The organism is Peribacillus sp. NPDC097264 (assembly GCF_050277925.1).
GTDB lineage: Bacteria > Bacillota > Bacilli > Bacillales > DSM-1321 > Peribacillus.
Genome location: NZ_JBNNSR010000009.1, coordinates 146,122 through 161,557 on the forward strand (window position 1 = coordinate 146,122; position 15,436 = coordinate 161,557).

Below are 15,436 nucleotides of genomic sequence, written 5' to 3' on the forward strand. Positions count from 1 at the left end.
GATTAACCCCCTATCATCTGAATAATCGTTTTGATTAAAGCCACGACGAAAGCGGAAAATACACCAAATAGAATGACCGATCCCGCCAATTTAAACATATTGGAACCCACACCAAGGACGAATCCTTCCGTACGATGCTCGATGGCCGCTGAGATGACCGCGTTACCGAAGCCAGTAACAGGTACGGCACTACCAGCTCCAGCAAATTGCCCAATCCGGTCATAAAATCCGAAGCCCGTCATTAAAAGAGCAAGAAATACCATGGTTGCAGTGGTTGGGCTCCCGGCCGTCTGCTCCGTGAAATTAAAGAAGTAAATATAGAAATAAGAAATGGCTTGTCCCACTATGCAGAAAATACCGCCTACCAAAAAAGCCTTTAGACAATTGGTCAAGACAGGCCTTTTAATCTCGTGCTTGCCTTGAAGCTGTTTATATTCATCTTGCTGTGGGGTCGTCTTTTCCTTTCCGCTCATACTTTGAAACCTCGCCTTCTTATATTTATTCCTTATGAAGCTCAACTATTTCTTTGAATTTCTTTTTCGCTTTCTTTTCTGGTACATCTTTTTCCTTAAGCAATTCATCCAACCTTACTGACTCCAAAAAGATTTTATAATCGCTGGAAATGATAAATTTATACTTTGGATACTTGTCTTCCAATTTTTTTGTCACGTTTTTATCGATTTTTTTCATATGAAAACGCTGTAGATGCTTTACTTTATAGGCCACGAGGATTTTCTTACCATTTTTCACAACGATCACATCATAAATTTCGTCTTCATCACTTACCATCTCCTTAACTTTCGTAATGAGTCCTTTTTCATCTTCTTCATCTTCTCCGTGAATGATATCCATCGGTTCCGGATTCGTTCGCTTGATTAAAGCCAATCCTTCTGTTTTCCCATCATCTTTACTGCTGCAGCCAGTTAATAGGAGCATAATGACTGCTAGAGACATCCAGCTAACATATAAAATTCTCCGTTTTCTGAACATAGAATCACATCCTAATTTAACGTTCTATTATTATCTTCTTGTTTATCCCATTTTTTATGAATGGTAGGATTAGGAAATAAAAGAAACCCTTCCAAAGAGGAAGGGTTCCGTTTATTTAATAGGCTTTGTTTTTTTTGCTTTTATTACAGCCACAATCTTTTTTAATTTTGACAGGCTGATCTTTTTTGATTGGTTTCGCAGCATACTGCCAAGGATTCTGTTTATAATTCATTTGTGACCCTCCTTTATCATCTATACCATACTATATGATAAAAAAGACAAGTTGTACTCCATCAAATATCCATAATTTTACTGATAATCACTTCAATTATGGAACCGACTGCAGCAACGGCAAGGACCAAGATCAATACTTGCCCCATGAACACATGCTCAAGATAAAGGATGACCAGAAAGAGGCTGGACCACACACCTACACACCAAAAACAACTAAGCAATTGGCCAATCCAACCTCTCAATCCCTTTTCTTTTGGAACTAGGTAAACTTCAGCCGTCCCATCTTCACCTTTTTCTTCAATTTCTTTAAAGAATGGACGACGCAAAGGTTCGGTTATTTTATCAAAAACGATTAATCGAGTAAGCCTAAATGAAGCCAGACCTAATAGAAGCACGATTGTCAAATCAGACTGCGAGAGAAACATGTATATTTTGCTCCTTCACTAATTGGACTCTTCGATAATAGTAGCATTCATTATATCCGACAATCTGACGAACCGGATATGGTTCCCCCTTTTGATCTTTACCGACTCCCCCCTCATCCCCATGACTTGAAACCTAACCGTTTCACCATGGATAACTGCTTCACAAACTGGTTTTGGGTATCCTTTATGTTGGGAAAGGCGTGTTATGAGGTCAGTTGTCGAAACCTTCTCCACCCTTTTCTTCCTTTTGGTTTTTTTCTTTTCTGGTTCAAGATCTATAGGAATTTCCTCATTAGTTTCTACGGGCGCATGTTCTTGTTCTGGTTCAGGTACGTATTGGTCCGTTATTTTTTTTATTTCACTCAGTTCCGATTCAATTTCCTTCATTGCCTCGTACACACCGAACTCCTGTTTTATCTTTTCTATTTTTTGAGTCTTTCGGTCATCTTCGACTACTTCAGGCTCTGCTGACACTTCTTTCTTTTTTCTTTTTGTCCGGTAATCACTTTGCATGTTCCCTCTTTGGGCCTTCACTTCTACTTGATCGACATATAGTAAAGGTTTTGATTTTTTATCATTTTTATTTTCTGACATGCAAATCCTCCTAATATTTCAAGATAACCACGGATTGAAGCTGCTCTATATGGTATTTGACGACCTTTTTACCAAAATGATGCCTGATAAAAAGACTGGATTCCTGTTTTTGTTCCAACTTTCCGAATAGAGTGCGGCCATTAATGGTGAACTTACAAACAGGTTTAGGTGCAAAAGCAGGCAGTCTCCCCAATAATTCCAGCAATTCCTCCGTATTATAGGAACCATCTAGTCTCTTACTGGTAGGGTTTATCTGTTTGACCGGATGCTCACATACTGTTTGCACCCCATTGGTAAAAGACAGACGCTTTTTCACGTCCATAACTTTCCCTCCTTCACTCATTCAACAATGGATTTCAAAGGGGTTCCCACCGATTTTTCACACTACAGGCTTTTATCTGCTCTATGTATCATCTATATGAAGCACTCCGTTTTTTATGCTCGGTAAGTAACCTTCTTCCAAAAAAGGAGAAACGTCCACTATTGGATATTCCGGAATGAAATGGAGATAACTAAACGAAGAATGATAGTAAAGGAGTAAACAAAGATGAGAAAAAACGGGAAAATTTCAACTGTACAACTATCTTTGATCATAATGACTGCTGTCGGTTTAAAGAATCATGTGACAATCCTCCCTCATTTATTACCGGCTGCAAAACGGGATGGGTGGATCACTGTCCTTATTTCCTTTTTTCTCATTGTGGGTTGGTGTGTGCTTTTGTACTTTATTCACAAAGCCACGGCACATGAAAATGTTTTCAAATGGGTCGAAATGAACATTGGCAAGCTGCCTGGGAAGGTACTAGCGATTTCCCTAAGCATGCTCTTCGTCATATTAGCGGCAGTCTCATTGAAAGAGATGGTGGTATGGACCAAGGTATCCTACTTACCGGTTACCCCTCCCTTCATTGAAATCATACTATTCACGGGATTATGTTTTTTTCTCGCAAATACAAACATACAAACGATCGCCATCGTGAATACCTTCGTATTGACTGCAGTCATTGCATTCGGATTGTTTGTCGCCTTCACCAATATTCAATTCAAGGACTATACACTTTTGAGACCGGTGCTGGAACATGGGTGGAAACCCGTTTTTTCCGGTATCATCTATCCTTTATCCGGATTGATAGAATTGATGGCGCTTCTGTTCATGCAGCAAAAAGTTCATGGACCGTTAAAATATAAGGTGTTTTTCTTCAATGCCTTAATCCTTACTTTACTCATACTGGGACCGCTCATCGGTTCCATTACTGAGTTTGGACCGAAGGAAGCTGCCAGACAAAAGTATCCTGCATTTGAGCAATGGGGGTTGGTCACATTGGGCCGCTTCATCGAGCACCTTGACTTTCTGTCGATTTATCAATGGTTAACCGGTGCTTTTATAAGGGTCTCCTTTTTATTGTTTCTATCCCTTGAAGTCCTTTCCATAAAAAAGAAGCGGAATAAGACGATTCTACTCATCATCTTTTCCCTAGTCTTAATCATTTCTAATTTATATAGAATCAGTGATATCGATTTATATTTCATCATTAAAACATTTATTATGCCTGGAACTTTCTATTACTTCTTAGCGGTATCCATTCTATTGAGCCTTTTCGTTTTTTTCAAAAATCGCCGAAAAAGGAGGACCAAATGCGATGTTCAACAAAAAGGAAAAGCAAGCATCCAAACCGATTAAGCACGACTCGATTTCCAAAGAGCCTCTTCGTACAGATGAAGAATATTTGAAAGAGGTTTTCCGAAATTCTGAGGATGTTTTTTTTCAAAACGCTTTCTATCGTGATGATGCCCCTGTTAAAGTCACATTAATTGGCTGTGAAGGGTTGATCGACAATGAATTATTGAATAATCTTGTGTTCGAGAGGTTAACTCTTTTTTTCCAGAAATATAAAAAAGGAAAGATTACGGTCGAGGACTTAAAATCCTCCCTTCACCTCCCACAGTTAACAGAACTGACAACAACGGAACAACTATTTGCCGAGATATACTCAGGGAAATTGATCATCCATGTATTAGGTACGAATCGATTATTATCTTCCAATATAGCGAACCGTCCACAACGTAGTCCCGAGGAGACATCAGCTGAAGTTACAATTAAAGGACCTCGGGATAATTTCATAGAAGATTTATCAGTCAATGTCGCTTTGATCAGGAAGCGGATGCGCACCAATTCCTTAAGTGTGAAGCATTTTGAAGTAGGCAGACGTACCTTGACCAAAGTAGCTCTTTTATATATGGATGATATTTCAAATCCCGAGATGGTGGATCAACTTTCCAAGAAAATCGAATCACTTGATGTCGACGGAATTTATAGTGGGAATCAATTCATGGAATTAATCGAGGAAAAACCTGCTATCCTTTTTCCGAGGCATCACTACTCAGGAAAGCCTGATTTTGCGGTACAGTGCCTATTAAAGGGGAGGATATTGTTGCTCATCGATGGGATTGCTTATACCATGATCACTCCTATCAACCTTTTTATTATCTTAAAGACCTCAGAAGATAATGAATATACATCAACCTACGCCACCTTTGAAAGAGGACTTCGTATCTTCGGAATCTTTGTTGCTGCGCTTTTACCGGGTTTTTGGGTTGCCTTAACTACGTTTCATCAAGATCAGCTTCCCTTGATCCTTCTTGCCACTGTCGTTGAATCGAGGCGGGGATTACCGCTTCCCACTGCACTCGAAGCCATAACCATGGTCATCGTATTTGAAATCTTCAAGGAAGCCGGCATGCGCCTTCCAAGTTCGATTGGTCCAACATTAAGTGTCCTCGGCGCCTTAATTATCGGAGATGCTGCAATCCGATCTGGATTGACAAGCCCCGCCATGCTGGTCGTGATTGCAGGCTCAGCGGTAGCTACCTTCACGCTCGTTAACCAATCCATCATAGGGGTCATCAGTTTGGTCCGGCTTCTCTCGATTGCTTCTGCGTCCTTTTTAGGTCTGTTCGCTTTTTTCCTTCTTGCTCTATTTTTATGTGCATACGTGAGTAATATCCGAATATTAGGGGTCCCTTACTTGGAAGTGACCGCTAACTTAAGTCCAACCAATATATTTAAAACCCTTTTTAGAGTTCCCCCCACTTTCGATAAAAGAAGGCCTACCGTCATTGCGCCAAAAGACTCCACGAGGAAAGGGGATGATGAAAAAAAATGAAGTACAAGTTCATCCCATTACTGGTGCTTATCATCTTTCTTTCTGGGTGTTGGGATTCGAATGAACCGGAACGGCTTGTATATGCCCATGGGGTTGGAGTCGATTATAAGGACGGCAAGGTCGTCGTTTACCTTCAAATCATCAACTTACAGGGATTGGCTAAAACCGAAGCGGGTGGCGATCCAAGTTCACAAAATGCGAGTGATGTTGGAACTGGAACCGGGGATACACTGGAAGAAGCCATTTTCGATTTATATCATACGTCAGATCGTCGCATTTATTGGGGTCATCTTTCGTTTGTCATTTTTTCTGATGAAGCCCTTAATGCAGGGGGATTCAAAAAGACAGTGGATTTTCTGGACCGCTATCGTGAAACGCGTTACCGCATTTTCTTTTATATGACCAAGGAATCAGTTAAAGAAGCAATGCTGGTTGGTCCTATCGAAAATATTCCCCTGGCTTTTTCTAAATTAAGCGATCCCGAGGGGAACTATAAGCAAAGCTCATTTATACCACCCATAAACTTGAGGGAACTTATCATTGAAATGGACGAACCAGCTTATTTTGTTTCCATTCCCCGAATGAAAGTGACAAAACAATGGAGCGGCCAGAAAGAAAAAAAGAAAGACTTGCTGTTGGATAGCATTGCAGTCATTTCAGAAAATAAGATTAAAACCATTTTTCCTACTCGTGCAATGAAAGGGGCAAGACTGGTAAATAAGAACTTTGTTCGCGATAGTGTTACACTTTTCCCGGGGACCAGGCAGGACACTTCTGTCATTGTTTACGAAAAAAAGGTTAAAATGAAACCGGTTATAGAGAAGGATGGAAAGGTACGGTTTCACATCAAGATGAAACTGAAATCGAGCATCGAGACGATGAAGGTGGATTCATCACCTAAGGAATATGAAAGAGAATTAAAGCGTATTCTCAAAAAGGAAATCAAATACACCTATAAATATGCAAAAGAAAAGAAAGTCGATCTATTCAGACTTTCTGAAACCCTTTATCGAAAAGACATTAAAAAGTGGAAGGAAATTCAAAAAGACGGAGAAATTCCATTAGAAGATGACACGATTAAATCGATAAAGATCGAAGTGAACCTACAAAATACCGGGAAGGATAAATTGACTCCAATTTTTGAAGACCAAAAGGATAAGGGGCATATGGACCGATAAAAGGTTATCGTTGTCGAAAACATAAGAAAATAAAAAGCCAGAATGCTTATACATGAAAGCATCCTGGCAATATGGGGGGCATCAATGACGAGATTGTCTATTGAAGCCCCCTATTCCTCATCCAATAATATGGTAACCTGAATCCACATGGATATTTTCCCCTGTGATTCCGCGTGACATGTCACTGAAAAGGAAAACGGCAGTATCCCCGACTTCCTCCGGAGTAGTTGTACGACGGAGCGGTGCTTCTTCTTCGATTTTCTTCAAGATGGTGTTGAAGTCACGAACGCCTTTGGCGGAAAGGGTGCGAATTGGCCCTGCAGATATGGCATTGACACGAATATTATCCTTACCAAGATCACTTGATAAATACCGTACGTTGGCTTCAAGTGACGCCTTAGCCACACCCATCACATTATAATTCGGCATGACTCTTTCGCCACCAAGATAGGTCATGGTGACAATGCTTCCACCTTCTGGCATGATTTCTTTCGCCGCCTTAGCCACAGCCGTTAATGAGAAGGAACTAATGTTGTGTGCAAGCAAGAATCCTTCACGGCTAGTGTTGACAAAATCACCATCTAGCTCTTCTTTATTAGCAAATGCCACACAATGAGCGACACCATGAATGACTCCCACCTTCTCCTTAATGGAAGCAAAGCACTTCTCGATATCTTCATCCTTTGTTACATCGCATTGCAGGATGATTGAAGGTTCGCCCTCCAAAGTGGAAGACAACTCCTTGACACTTTTTTCTGTACGTTCTTTTCCATATGTAAAAATCAGCTTGGCACCCGCTTTATGTAAGGAACGGGCCACTCCCCAAGCGATGCTTCTTTTGTTGGCGACACCCATGATGACGAACGTTTTTCCTTCTAATGAAAAAGTCATGTGTATATGATCCTCCTAAAATCAATACAAGTTATTAGTACCTGATACTAATTTCCATTATAACAAATAATAAGAAAGAAAAATACCGTTTTCTAACCTACTGAAAATGTAAGCGAAAGTCGAATCCTTCGCTTACAATAAATACCCCATCAATAAAGTGGCCAATCCGAAATAGATGAGAATACTGATGATATCATTAATGGTTGTAATGAAAGGACCAGATGCAACGGCAGGGTCAATTTTCATTTTATGCATGAGCAACGGGACCAACGATCCGGCTAGCGTCGCCACAATCAAGGTAATGAAGATCGAAATGCCGACCAATAACCCTAACATGAAATCGTGTTTCCAAAAGTAGACAATACCCGTTATAACGATTCCACAAGTCAAACCGGTAATAAACCCCGTCCCAGCCTCTCGGATGATCAGTTTCCATTTACTTTCCTCTTCCAAATCACCTGTCGCAATTCCTCGAATCGCGACAGCAAGAGCCTGTGTCCCCGTATTTCCGGCCATCCCGCCAATCAAGGGGATGAAAACGGCAAGGATGGCTTTTTGGCTAAGCGTCTCTTCAAACCTCCCGATCAGACTCGCAGTCAATAAACCTAGAAATAAAAGGATGACCAACCACGGCAATCGCTTTTTCGCAGCTGAAAAAGCACTTTTATCTACATGGTCAAGGTCGGATACACCTGCTAATTTGGAGTAATCATCCGATGCTTCTTCGTCCATGACATCAATGATATCATCGACGGTTATGATCCCTAATAGATGGTTCTGAAAATCCACAACCGGCACGGCTAGAAAATTATAATCCCTAATTTTACGCGCCACTTCTTCCTGGTCCTCTGAGACAGGGACGGAAACGACCCGTTCATCCATCAAATCACCAATCAAAGCATCTTCATCCGCAATGATTAATGTCCGCAGTGATAACACGCCAAGTAACTTTTTATCTTGGTCCGTAACAAACACATAATAAATCGTCTCTGCTTGCGGGGCTTCCCGTTTTAAAATCTGCATGGCCGAACGCGCCGTTTCGTTTGCTTCAATTGCAATGAACTCGGTGGTCATTATACTTCCGGCAGTCGACTCTTCATAATGCAGCAGTTCTTGAATCTCACTGGCCGCTTCATCATCCATGATCGTCAAATAGCTAACGGCTTGCTCATCGTTGATTTCGTTCAGGACATCGGCCGCATCATCTGCGTACATATGGGAAAGCATATCGGCTGCATACGAAGGATCCATTTCAGCTAGAAGGTTTTCGTATTCTTCTTCATCTATTTCTATATTTTCAAAAAGGTCCGCCATTTCTTCCGGTGATAAGTAGCGATACAATACTGGCCGGTACTCTTCCTTTAAACTCGTATAAAATTGGGCCTGATCATAAGGATGCATATCAAGGAACTCTATACGGAACTGATCCAGATTTTCATGTTTAAGTGCATTAACCAAAAGGTCTCTATTCTGTTTATTGATTTCTCTTTCCATCTTCTCTTCCAAGGTTACACCTCCCAAACATTTTTTTATTTTGTACTTAATATATTATTTTTTGAAATAATACTATACTAATACCATAAATATAAATAAAACAAACAAAGGACGTGTAGTATGAAGATTGATATCATCGGAGACATACACGGTTGCTTCACTGAATTTAAGGAATTGACGTTGAATATGGGCTATGGCTGGGAAAGCGGAATTCCAGTCCATCCCCACGGGAGAATCTTAGGCTTTGTGGGTGATTTGACTGACCGTGGTCCAGAATCACTCCGTGTTATTGAAGTCGTTTACGAATTGGTCATCAACAAAAAAATTGCGCTTTATGCACCAGGAAATCACTGCAATAAACTGTATCGGTATTTTTCAGGAAATAAGGTACAGGTATCTCACGGACTGGAGACAACTCTAGCGGAGTACCAGGCATTGAATAACCGTGAACAGAAGAAAATCCGTAAACAGTTCATGGATTTATATGAACAATCTCCCCTATATCAATTAATCAATGAAGGCCGTTTAATTATAGCTCATGCAGGCATCCGTCACGATTTAATCGGTCAATATGGCAGCAAGGCAAAAACCTTTGTCCTTTATGGCGATATCAATGGGGCCAAGCATCCAGACGGTTCCCCTGTCAGAAGGGACTGGGCCCAATCCTATAAAGGGAAAGCGTGGATTGTGTATGGCCATACTCCCGTTCCTGAAGCCATCTGTGTCAATCGCACCTACAACATTGATACCGGGTGCGTTTTCGGTGGGAAGCTCACTGCCCTTCGCTACCCGGAAATGGAATTGCAGAGCGTTCCCTCTTCTTTACCCTATGTAGCAGATAAATTCAGGTCCTCTTCTAAATAACCAAAAAAACTCGCCGGTTTTGGTGAGTTTTTTTGGGTTTGAGTTTTTTCATACTAATTCTTTTCTAAAAGAACCAACATATCCAGGGGTAGGTTTTCCTGGAACTTCAACGCCTTTTTTGTAAAGGGATGCAGGAACTTCAATTCATAGCAATGGAGAGCCTGACGGTCAATCCTATCCCTGTGGCCGCCATATAGATCATCTCCTGCAAGCGGGTGTCCAATATGGGCCATGTGCACCCTTATTTGATGTGTCCTGCCTGTCAGAAGTTCCAGCTTAAGGAACGTATGATCTTCAGTGTGGGCTTGTACTTCAAAGAGTGTACAAGCATAACGGCCGTCTTCCCGTACTTCACGTTCAATAATACTTGTCGATTTCCGACCGATGGGTACCTCTACTTTTCCAACGGGGCCCTCGATTTGACCCTCAGCTACCGCTTGATAGCGCCGTTTAACTTGCCCCAACTTTTGCTGTTCACTTAAAAGATGGTGGATATGCCTATGCTTCGCAATCAAGACCAATCCCGAGGTATCGCGGTCAAGTCTAGTAACGATATGGATCGTTGCCTGTATATCCCTCTTTTTATAGTAACCAGCTAATCCATTTGCAAGGCTCCCATTCGGATGTTCACGGGAAGGGATGGTGTTCATGGATTGAGGCTTGACTACGACTAATACATAATCGTCTTCATAACGGATTTGAAGGGGAATATCTTCAGGTAATAGCCCCTCGCTTCCCTCTTCCGGTGGAAAAATGACGGTGATGCCATCACCAGTTTTTATGCGCTCCCTCACTGTCACCTCAAGACCATTGACCATGATGGAACCGCCTTTAAATTTAATATCCGTTAACGCCCGTTTTGAGATATCGCATTTGCCGAGAAAATCTCTCAATAAAGAGCCAGAATCCTCTTCAGAAACCGCCCAACTTAAAGAAAATTTTTGATTAGACATGAGGTAATATAATCTCCTTAATTGGCAATGAATGAATCATGGACCCTTTTCCAGAAAGGAAACGGCCGGAATCTTGCAAAACGAATCTTTTCATCCGCCACCCGACATTGAATGGATTTCACATCTTCTTGTAGTAGAGTCAGATGATCGATCGTGATTTGAAAATTGACAGCATTGACTGGCCTGAACATGCACGTATGATGCGCAGGCAGTAAAAGTGGAGATCCAACCGTCCTGAACACCCGGTTATTAATCGACGCCAATTCCGTTATTTGAATTGCATCTATCGAAGGGTGGACGATGGCCCCTCCCAGCGCTTTATTATAAGCGGTGCTTCCAGAAGGAGTGGCAATGCATAGTCCATCCCCACGGAATGTTTCGAAGTGCTGACCACGTATCTCTACATCCATGACCAATGTCCCTTCGACGCTTTTGACCGTTGATTCATTTAATGATAAGAATCTTGCTTCCCGTCCACCATGCTGATAGCGCACAATCGTTTCCAACAGAGGATATTCGACGACTTGAAAAGGAGTCTTTGCTAAAGCAATCACTAGTTTCTCTATTTCATCGGGAGTCCAATCCGCATAAAATCCGAGGTGCCCCGTATGCACACCGACAAAGGCCGTCTTATCGAGCCGATTCTTATATCGATGAAAAGCATATAACAGCGTACCGTCACCGCCGACCGAAATGACGATATCCGGCTGATCTTCATCATATTCCAATTGAAAGTCTTGGAGATACGTCCTCATCCTTTGCATTAACGTATTCGATTTTGCATCTCCCTTTGAAGTAATCGCAAATTTCATACAATACCACCTAACTCTGTTTGAATTCTTCCGTCTTTATCCTTACCACTTTCAGGAATCCTTTTTCCTTGAAAAAAGACGCTGTGCCTCCTGTATTTCAGTACGGATTTGTGACATTTCCGCATCAAGCAGGAACGCAGCCTCTGCAGCACGTTTCAATCGTAATTGGATATCTTCGGGGAAAGCCCCTTGATATTTATAATTTAAAGAGTGTTCAATGGTTGCCCAAAAGTTCATAGCCAAGGTTCTGATTTGAATCTCGGCCAATATGTTTTTCTCACCATGAATGGTCTGGACAGGATAGCGAATGACAACATGATAGGAACGGTAGCCACTTGCTTTTTTATGGGAAATATAATTTCTTTCCTCTACAATCTCAAAATCATTCCGGCTCCTCAGGAGTCCTACGACCTGTTCAATATCATCGACGAACTGACACATCATCCGAAGTCCGGCGATATCTTGTATCTCAGCCCCAAACTTATCGATGGGAATACCCTTCTGACTAGCCTTGTTCAAGATGCTGTCAATCGGCTTCACCCTACCCGTTACGAACTCTATGGGAGAATGAATATTCTCTCTCTCAAATTGTTTTCTTAAGCCTTTTAATTTAACTTTTAATTCCTCAACGGCCTGTATATAAGGTGCTAAGAAATCATCCCAACTTTCCATTGCCACACCACCCACTTCTTTCGAAACGCCTGTTCAAATCTGGTATGGGCAGAACGATTCGAATCATCTGTATGAGTTCCTCCAGCAGTTCTTACCACTGCTTCTCCCCAAGGATATGTATAGTGAAAAATATGTATAATTTTGATGTTGCTGTATACTGAACTAATTTATATGCTCAATGTTTATATTTTATCATATTCGGCAATTGATTCCTAAATATTCAAGTATGATAATGAAAAAATATTCATTCGATTTGACAGCTCGAATGGTTCTTATATGATTAAACTAAAATAACAGCTTAGAGAGGGATAAATCATGGATCAACATATCGAAATTGAATTTAAGAACCTTTTGAATGAAAAAGAATTCAAACAGCTTTTGGACCATTTTCAAGTACATTCATCAACCTTCAAAACTCAGCAAAATCACTATTTTGATACAGCGAAATTTCAGTTGAAAAGTCAGAACTCAGCCCTCCGTATACGGGAGAAAAATGGCCAGTACGAGTTAACCTTGAAGCAACCCGCAAGCGAGGGTCTATTGGAAACCAATCAAGCGATCACGAAGGATATCGCAAATTCCTTCTTAAAAGAAGGAATTTTCCCTGAAGGCCCTGTTCATGACCTGATTATAGAAAATAATCTAATTCCAGAGGATTTCACATGTTTTGGCACTTTACAAACGGACCGTTCAGAATTCCCATTCCAGGGAGGTTTGCTTGTTTTAGATCATAGCTCATATTTGGGACATGAGGATTACGAGCTCGAATATGAAGTGACGGATCGGGCCGATGGGCAAAAAAAGTTTTTTAAACTTCTAGAATCACTTCAAATTCCGGTACGGAAAACCGAAAATAAAGTAAAGAGATTCTATCGGGCGAAATTCAGTGATTAAATCCGACCAAAAATAGATATGGAGGTGGTACATTTGAAAGTTCAGGACTTTAGGACATTGATGGATTTGCAAGCCATACAACAATTCTCGACAGGCACTATCACGAATACATCCTCGTCGCGATCAATGTTTCAGGAAATGCTGACGGGACTCATGTCAAGCGATACTTTGGAAAACACATCGCAATCATTGGGGTCCCTTCTGTCTAACGTAGAAACTGAGGCAAAGTCCATCCTTCAATCCAACACGATACATTCACTCAACAACCCGTTGACAACCGCTCTCCCAGAAAAAAAGACAAGCGAGACGGTCACGAACTTTGATGATATGATCAGCGAGGCCGCGACTCTATATAACCTTCCGGAAAAATTGATTAAGTCAGTGATAAAACAGGAATCCAATTTTAACCCATCAGCGACAAGCTACGCTGGGGCAGCAGGGCTCATGCAGTTGATGCCTGCGACCGCAAGAAGTCTGGGAGTAGAAGACATAACCGATCCCAAGCAAAATATCATGGGTGGGAGTAAATACTTAAGCCAGATGCTCTCCCGTTATAACGGGGATGTCCGAATGGCCCTTGCAGCCTATAATGCCGGACCTGGTAACGTCGATAAATACAACGGCATACCGCCTTTTTCCGAAACGCAAAATTATGTTCAGAAAGTGTTCAATAACTTTATGAGCTGAAATCATTAGCCGACCCTTCTTCTGGGTCGGCTATTTTTATCGTTGATATCTTTTCGAAAACAGCTTGAACGACTACAAAATTCCCCTCCTCCATTTGTGAAAAAACATTATGGGGAAGTATTATTGAAGCTAGATATTTGTTATATGAGTAAGCGATTGTTAAAATATGATTAAATATCAAACATCTTTCTTTTAAAGGAGTAATCAACATGACGAAAGAGAACCCTACACCATATGAATTAATTGGAGAGGGACAATTACACAAGTTAATTGATGCATTTTACTCCAACGTTAGTCAACATCCGGAACTGAAACCGATTTTTCCTGACGATTTATCAGAGACAGTCCGTAAACAAAAACAATTCATGACGCAATATTTAGGTGGGCCATCCTTATACACCTCGGAACACGGTCACCCTATGTTGCGGGCTCGACATATACCTTTTGAAATTACACCAGATCGTGCAAAAGCATGGCTTTCCTGCATGTATCACGCTATGGACGAAATTGGTCTTGAAGGTGAAATTCGCGAATTTTTCTACCATCGCCTCTATTTGACAGCACAGCATATGATCAATACATCCGGTATAGACGGGAAAGGAGAAGACAGTTGAGCACACAAAAACCAGTTTTCAATATTTCCGATTGGATAAAAACACAACATTGTTATGATGTAGGAAAGAAACCATTAGAAATCTATGTTTTTGTTGATCCACTTTGCCCTGAATGCTGGGGCCTTGAACCAATCATAAGAAAATTGCAGGTGGAATATGGCCAGTTATTCAGCCTACGTCATGTTTTAAGTGGAAAGATTAATTCACTAAATATCGGCAATCATAAAAACTTTGAAAACATCGCCCAAGTTTGGGAAAAGACAGCCAGCCGTTCTGGAATGTCTTGTGATGGAAGCTTATGGACCGAAAATCCCATTTCCTCTCCCTACGCTGCATCCATAGCCATTAAAGCGGCCGAATTACAGGGTAGAAAACTAGCCATTCGTTTCTTAAGGCAGCTTCAAGAATACGTATTCATTGGAAAAAAGGATATTTCCAATATCAAGGTACTGACCGAATGTGCTCAAAGCGTAGGGTTGGATGTAGAAGAATTTCTTCATGACATAAACTCCTCCAGTGCATCCAAAGGCTTTCAATGTGACTTGAAAATCACAAGTGAAATGGAGGTCACTGAAATTCCTTCACTCGTATTCTTCAATCAAAATATTGAGGAAGAAGGAATTAAGGTTTCTGGGGTATATTCCTATGAGGTATACGTTCAGATATTGAGGGACATCTTAAATGGTCTCCCAGACCCAGCTGAGCCACCTTCTCTTGAGGAGTTTATACGTTGTTTTAAACTAGTGGCCACCAAAGAAATTGAAACGGTCTATAATATGAGTAAAAGTACCGTGGAGCTGGAAATGAAAAAGCTCGTTTTAAAACAAGTGGCAGAAAAAATACCTGCTAAGTACGGAACATTTTGGAGGTACACCGAAAAGCCGACGAAATGACGGTCTTATCGAACGCCCCCTCTCATCTACACAAAAAGCCCGGCAAATTGGGGAATTTGCCGGGCTTTTTCTTTTTA

Annotated in this window: 18 protein-coding genes; 8 read left to right on the top strand and 10 right to left on the bottom strand. The window is 41.2% G+C overall.

What is annotated here, in order from left to right; genetic code table 11:
* Positions 1 to 2: 2 nt before the first annotated feature.
* The 5 genes from spoVAC to ACQKL0_RS15755 form a co-directional block, all read right to left on the bottom strand.
* Positions 3 to 473 (bottom strand): stage V sporulation protein AC, encoded by a 471-nt coding sequence (gene spoVAC / locus ACQKL0_RS15735; RefSeq protein WP_402867813.1) that lies wholly within the window; start codon positions 471 to 473, stop codon positions 3 to 5.
* Positions 474 to 498: 25 nt separating this feature from the next.
* Complete coding sequence (locus ACQKL0_RS15740; RefSeq protein ID WP_427688519.1) at positions 499 to 990, bottom strand: YhcN/YlaJ family sporulation lipoprotein; 492 nt, start codon at positions 988 to 990, stop codon at positions 499 to 501.
* 293 nt (positions 991 to 1,283) lie between these two features.
* Positions 1,284 to 1,649: a DUF1360 domain-containing protein gene (locus tag ACQKL0_RS15745; RefSeq protein ID WP_402987470.1), complete on the bottom strand. Its 366-nt coding sequence runs from the start codon at positions 1,647 to 1,649 to the stop codon at positions 1,284 to 1,286.
* Positions 1,650 to 1,667: 18 nt separating this feature from the next.
* A complete protein-coding gene (locus ACQKL0_RS15750) occupies positions 1,668 to 2,243 on the bottom strand; it encodes a hypothetical protein (protein WP_427688522.1) in 576 nt (191 codons plus the stop codon).
* Positions 2,244 to 2,253: 10 nt separating this feature from the next.
* On the bottom strand, positions 2,254 to 2,565 hold the full coding sequence (locus tag ACQKL0_RS15755; protein ID WP_402987464.1) for a hypothetical protein: 312 nt from the start codon (positions 2,563 to 2,565) through the stop codon (positions 2,254 to 2,256).
* A gap of 225 nt (positions 2,566 to 2,790) precedes the next feature.
* Here ACQKL0_RS15755 and ACQKL0_RS15760 point away from each other — a divergent pair, with 225 nt between their 5' ends.
* The 3 genes from ACQKL0_RS15760 to ACQKL0_RS15770 are packed head-to-tail and all read left to right on the top strand — an operon-like array spanning position 2,791 to position 6,585.
* On the top strand, positions 2,791 to 3,924 hold the full coding sequence (locus tag ACQKL0_RS15760; RefSeq protein ID WP_427688524.1) for a GerAB/ArcD/ProY family transporter: 1,134 nt from the start codon (positions 2,791 to 2,793) through the stop codon (positions 3,922 to 3,924).
* Positions 3,884 to 5,407 (top strand): spore germination protein, encoded by a 1,524-nt coding sequence (locus ACQKL0_RS15765; RefSeq protein WP_427688526.1) that lies wholly within the window; start codon positions 3,884 to 3,886, stop codon positions 5,405 to 5,407. Before ACQKL0_RS15760 ends, ACQKL0_RS15765 begins: the two co-directional genes overlap by 41 nt.
* Positions 5,404 to 6,585 carry a Ger(x)C family spore germination protein gene (locus ACQKL0_RS15770; protein WP_427688528.1) on the top strand — a complete coding sequence of 394 codons (1,182 nt, stop codon included), beginning with the start codon at positions 5,404 to 5,406 and terminating at the stop codon, positions 6,583 to 6,585. The genes ACQKL0_RS15765 and ACQKL0_RS15770 overlap by 4 nt, the downstream gene beginning before the upstream one ends.
* Before the next feature lie 117 nt (positions 6,586 to 6,702).
* Here ACQKL0_RS15770 and fabI read toward each other — a convergent pair whose 3' ends face one another.
* Together fabI and mgtE are read right to left on the bottom strand one after the other, a co-directional pair.
* A complete protein-coding gene (gene fabI / locus ACQKL0_RS15775; RefSeq protein WP_402867805.1) occupies positions 6,703 to 7,476 on the bottom strand; it encodes an enoyl-ACP reductase FabI in 774 nt (257 codons plus the stop codon).
* 132 nt (positions 7,477 to 7,608) lie between these two features.
* Positions 7,609 to 8,970, bottom strand: a complete 1,362-nt coding sequence (mgtE, locus tag ACQKL0_RS15780; protein ID WP_402868540.1) for a magnesium transporter — start codon at positions 8,968 to 8,970, stop codon at positions 7,609 to 7,611.
* Positions 8,971 to 9,090: 120 nt separating this feature from the next.
* Between mgtE and prpE the strand changes: the two genes are divergently transcribed.
* Complete coding sequence (gene prpE / locus ACQKL0_RS15785; RefSeq protein ID WP_427688530.1) at positions 9,091 to 9,834, top strand: bis(5'-nucleosyl)-tetraphosphatase PrpE; 744 nt, start codon at positions 9,091 to 9,093, stop codon at positions 9,832 to 9,834.
* Between the two features lie 53 nt (positions 9,835 to 9,887).
* Here the strand turns inward: prpE and ACQKL0_RS15790 are convergent, their stop codons facing one another.
* From ACQKL0_RS15790 to ACQKL0_RS15800, 3 genes are read right to left on the bottom strand one after another with little or no spacing between them, the layout of a single operon-like run.
* Complete coding sequence (locus ACQKL0_RS15790) at positions 9,888 to 10,787, bottom strand: RluA family pseudouridine synthase (protein ID WP_427688532.1); 900 nt, start codon at positions 10,785 to 10,787, stop codon at positions 9,888 to 9,890.
* Between the two features lie 17 nt (positions 10,788 to 10,804).
* Positions 10,805 to 11,599: an NAD kinase gene (locus ACQKL0_RS15795; protein WP_402867802.1), complete on the bottom strand. Its 795-nt coding sequence runs from the start codon at positions 11,597 to 11,599 to the stop codon at positions 10,805 to 10,807.
* Between the two features lie 51 nt (positions 11,600 to 11,650).
* Positions 11,651 to 12,271, bottom strand: a complete 621-nt coding sequence (locus ACQKL0_RS15800; protein ID WP_402867801.1) for a GTP pyrophosphokinase — start codon at positions 12,269 to 12,271, stop codon at positions 11,651 to 11,653.
* 315 nt (positions 12,272 to 12,586) lie between these two features.
* Between ACQKL0_RS15800 and ACQKL0_RS15805 the strand changes: the two genes are divergently transcribed.
* The 4 genes from ACQKL0_RS15805 (at position 12,587) to ACQKL0_RS15820 (ending at position 15,359) form a co-directional block, all read left to right on the top strand.
* Complete coding sequence (locus ACQKL0_RS15805; protein ID WP_427688534.1) at positions 12,587 to 13,165, top strand: CYTH domain-containing protein; 579 nt, start codon at positions 12,587 to 12,589, stop codon at positions 13,163 to 13,165.
* 24 nt (positions 13,166 to 13,189) lie between these two features.
* Complete coding sequence (locus tag ACQKL0_RS15810) at positions 13,190 to 13,852, top strand: lytic transglycosylase domain-containing protein (RefSeq protein ID WP_427688536.1); 663 nt, start codon at positions 13,190 to 13,192, stop codon at positions 13,850 to 13,852.
* 209 nt (positions 13,853 to 14,061) lie between these two features.
* Entirely contained in the window at positions 14,062 to 14,466 is a 405-nt protein-coding gene (locus ACQKL0_RS15815) for a globin (protein WP_402867799.1), read from the top strand.
* Positions 14,463 to 15,359, top strand: a complete 897-nt coding sequence (locus tag ACQKL0_RS15820; RefSeq protein ID WP_402867798.1) for a ClpXP adapter SpxH family protein — start codon at positions 14,463 to 14,465, stop codon at positions 15,357 to 15,359. Before ACQKL0_RS15815 ends, ACQKL0_RS15820 begins: the two co-directional genes overlap by 4 nt.
* Positions 15,360 to 15,436 lie beyond the last annotated feature (77 nt).

What these genes read in the sequence shown, in the direction of transcription:
- spoVAC (WP_402867813.1), bottom strand. Translation starts at nt 473, where the DNA reads ATGAGCGGAAAGGAAAAGACGACCCCACAGCAAGATGAATATAAACAG.
- ACQKL0_RS15740 (WP_427688519.1), bottom strand. Translation starts at nt 990, where the DNA reads ATGTTCAGAAAACGGAGAATTTTATATGTTAGCTGGATGTCTCTAGCA.
- ACQKL0_RS15745 (WP_402987470.1), bottom strand. Translation starts at nt 1,649, where the DNA reads ATGTTTCTCTCGCAGTCTGATTTGACAATCGTGCTTCTATTAGGTCTG.
- ACQKL0_RS15750 (WP_427688522.1), bottom strand. Translation starts at nt 2,243, where the DNA reads ATGTCAGAAAATAAAAATGATAAAAAATCAAAACCTTTACTATATGTC.
- ACQKL0_RS15755 (WP_402987464.1), bottom strand. Translation starts at nt 2,565, where the DNA reads ATGGACGTGAAAAAGCGTCTGTCTTTTACCAATGGGGTGCAAACAGTA.
- ACQKL0_RS15760 (WP_427688524.1), top strand. Translation starts at nt 2,791, where the DNA reads ATGAGAAAAAACGGGAAAATTTCAACTGTACAACTATCTTTGATCATA.
- ACQKL0_RS15765 (WP_427688526.1), top strand. Translation starts at nt 3,884, where the DNA reads ATGTTCAACAAAAAGGAAAAGCAAGCATCCAAACCGATTAAGCACGAC.
- ACQKL0_RS15770 (WP_427688528.1), top strand. Translation starts at nt 5,404, where the DNA reads ATGAAGTACAAGTTCATCCCATTACTGGTGCTTATCATCTTTCTTTCT.
- fabI (WP_402867805.1), bottom strand. Translation starts at nt 7,476, where the DNA reads ATGACTTTTTCATTAGAAGGAAAAACGTTCGTCATCATGGGTGTCGCC.
- mgtE (WP_402868540.1), bottom strand. Translation starts at nt 8,970, where the DNA reads ATGGAAAGAGAAATCAATAAACAGAATAGAGACCTTTTGGTTAATGCA.
- prpE (WP_427688530.1), top strand. Translation starts at nt 9,091, where the DNA reads ATGAAGATTGATATCATCGGAGACATACACGGTTGCTTCACTGAATTT.
- ACQKL0_RS15790 (WP_427688532.1), bottom strand. Translation starts at nt 10,787, where the DNA reads ATGTCTAATCAAAAATTTTCTTTAAGTTGGGCGGTTTCTGAAGAGGAT.
- ACQKL0_RS15795 (WP_402867802.1), bottom strand. Translation starts at nt 11,599, where the DNA reads ATGAAATTTGCGATTACTTCAAAGGGAGATGCAAAATCGAATACGTTA.
- ACQKL0_RS15800 (WP_402867801.1), bottom strand. Translation starts at nt 12,271, where the DNA reads ATGGAAAGTTGGGATGATTTCTTAGCACCTTATATACAGGCCGTTGAG.
- ACQKL0_RS15805 (WP_427688534.1), top strand. Translation starts at nt 12,587, where the DNA reads ATGGATCAACATATCGAAATTGAATTTAAGAACCTTTTGAATGAAAAA.
- ACQKL0_RS15815 (WP_402867799.1), top strand. Translation starts at nt 14,062, where the DNA reads ATGACGAAAGAGAACCCTACACCATATGAATTAATTGGAGAGGGACAA.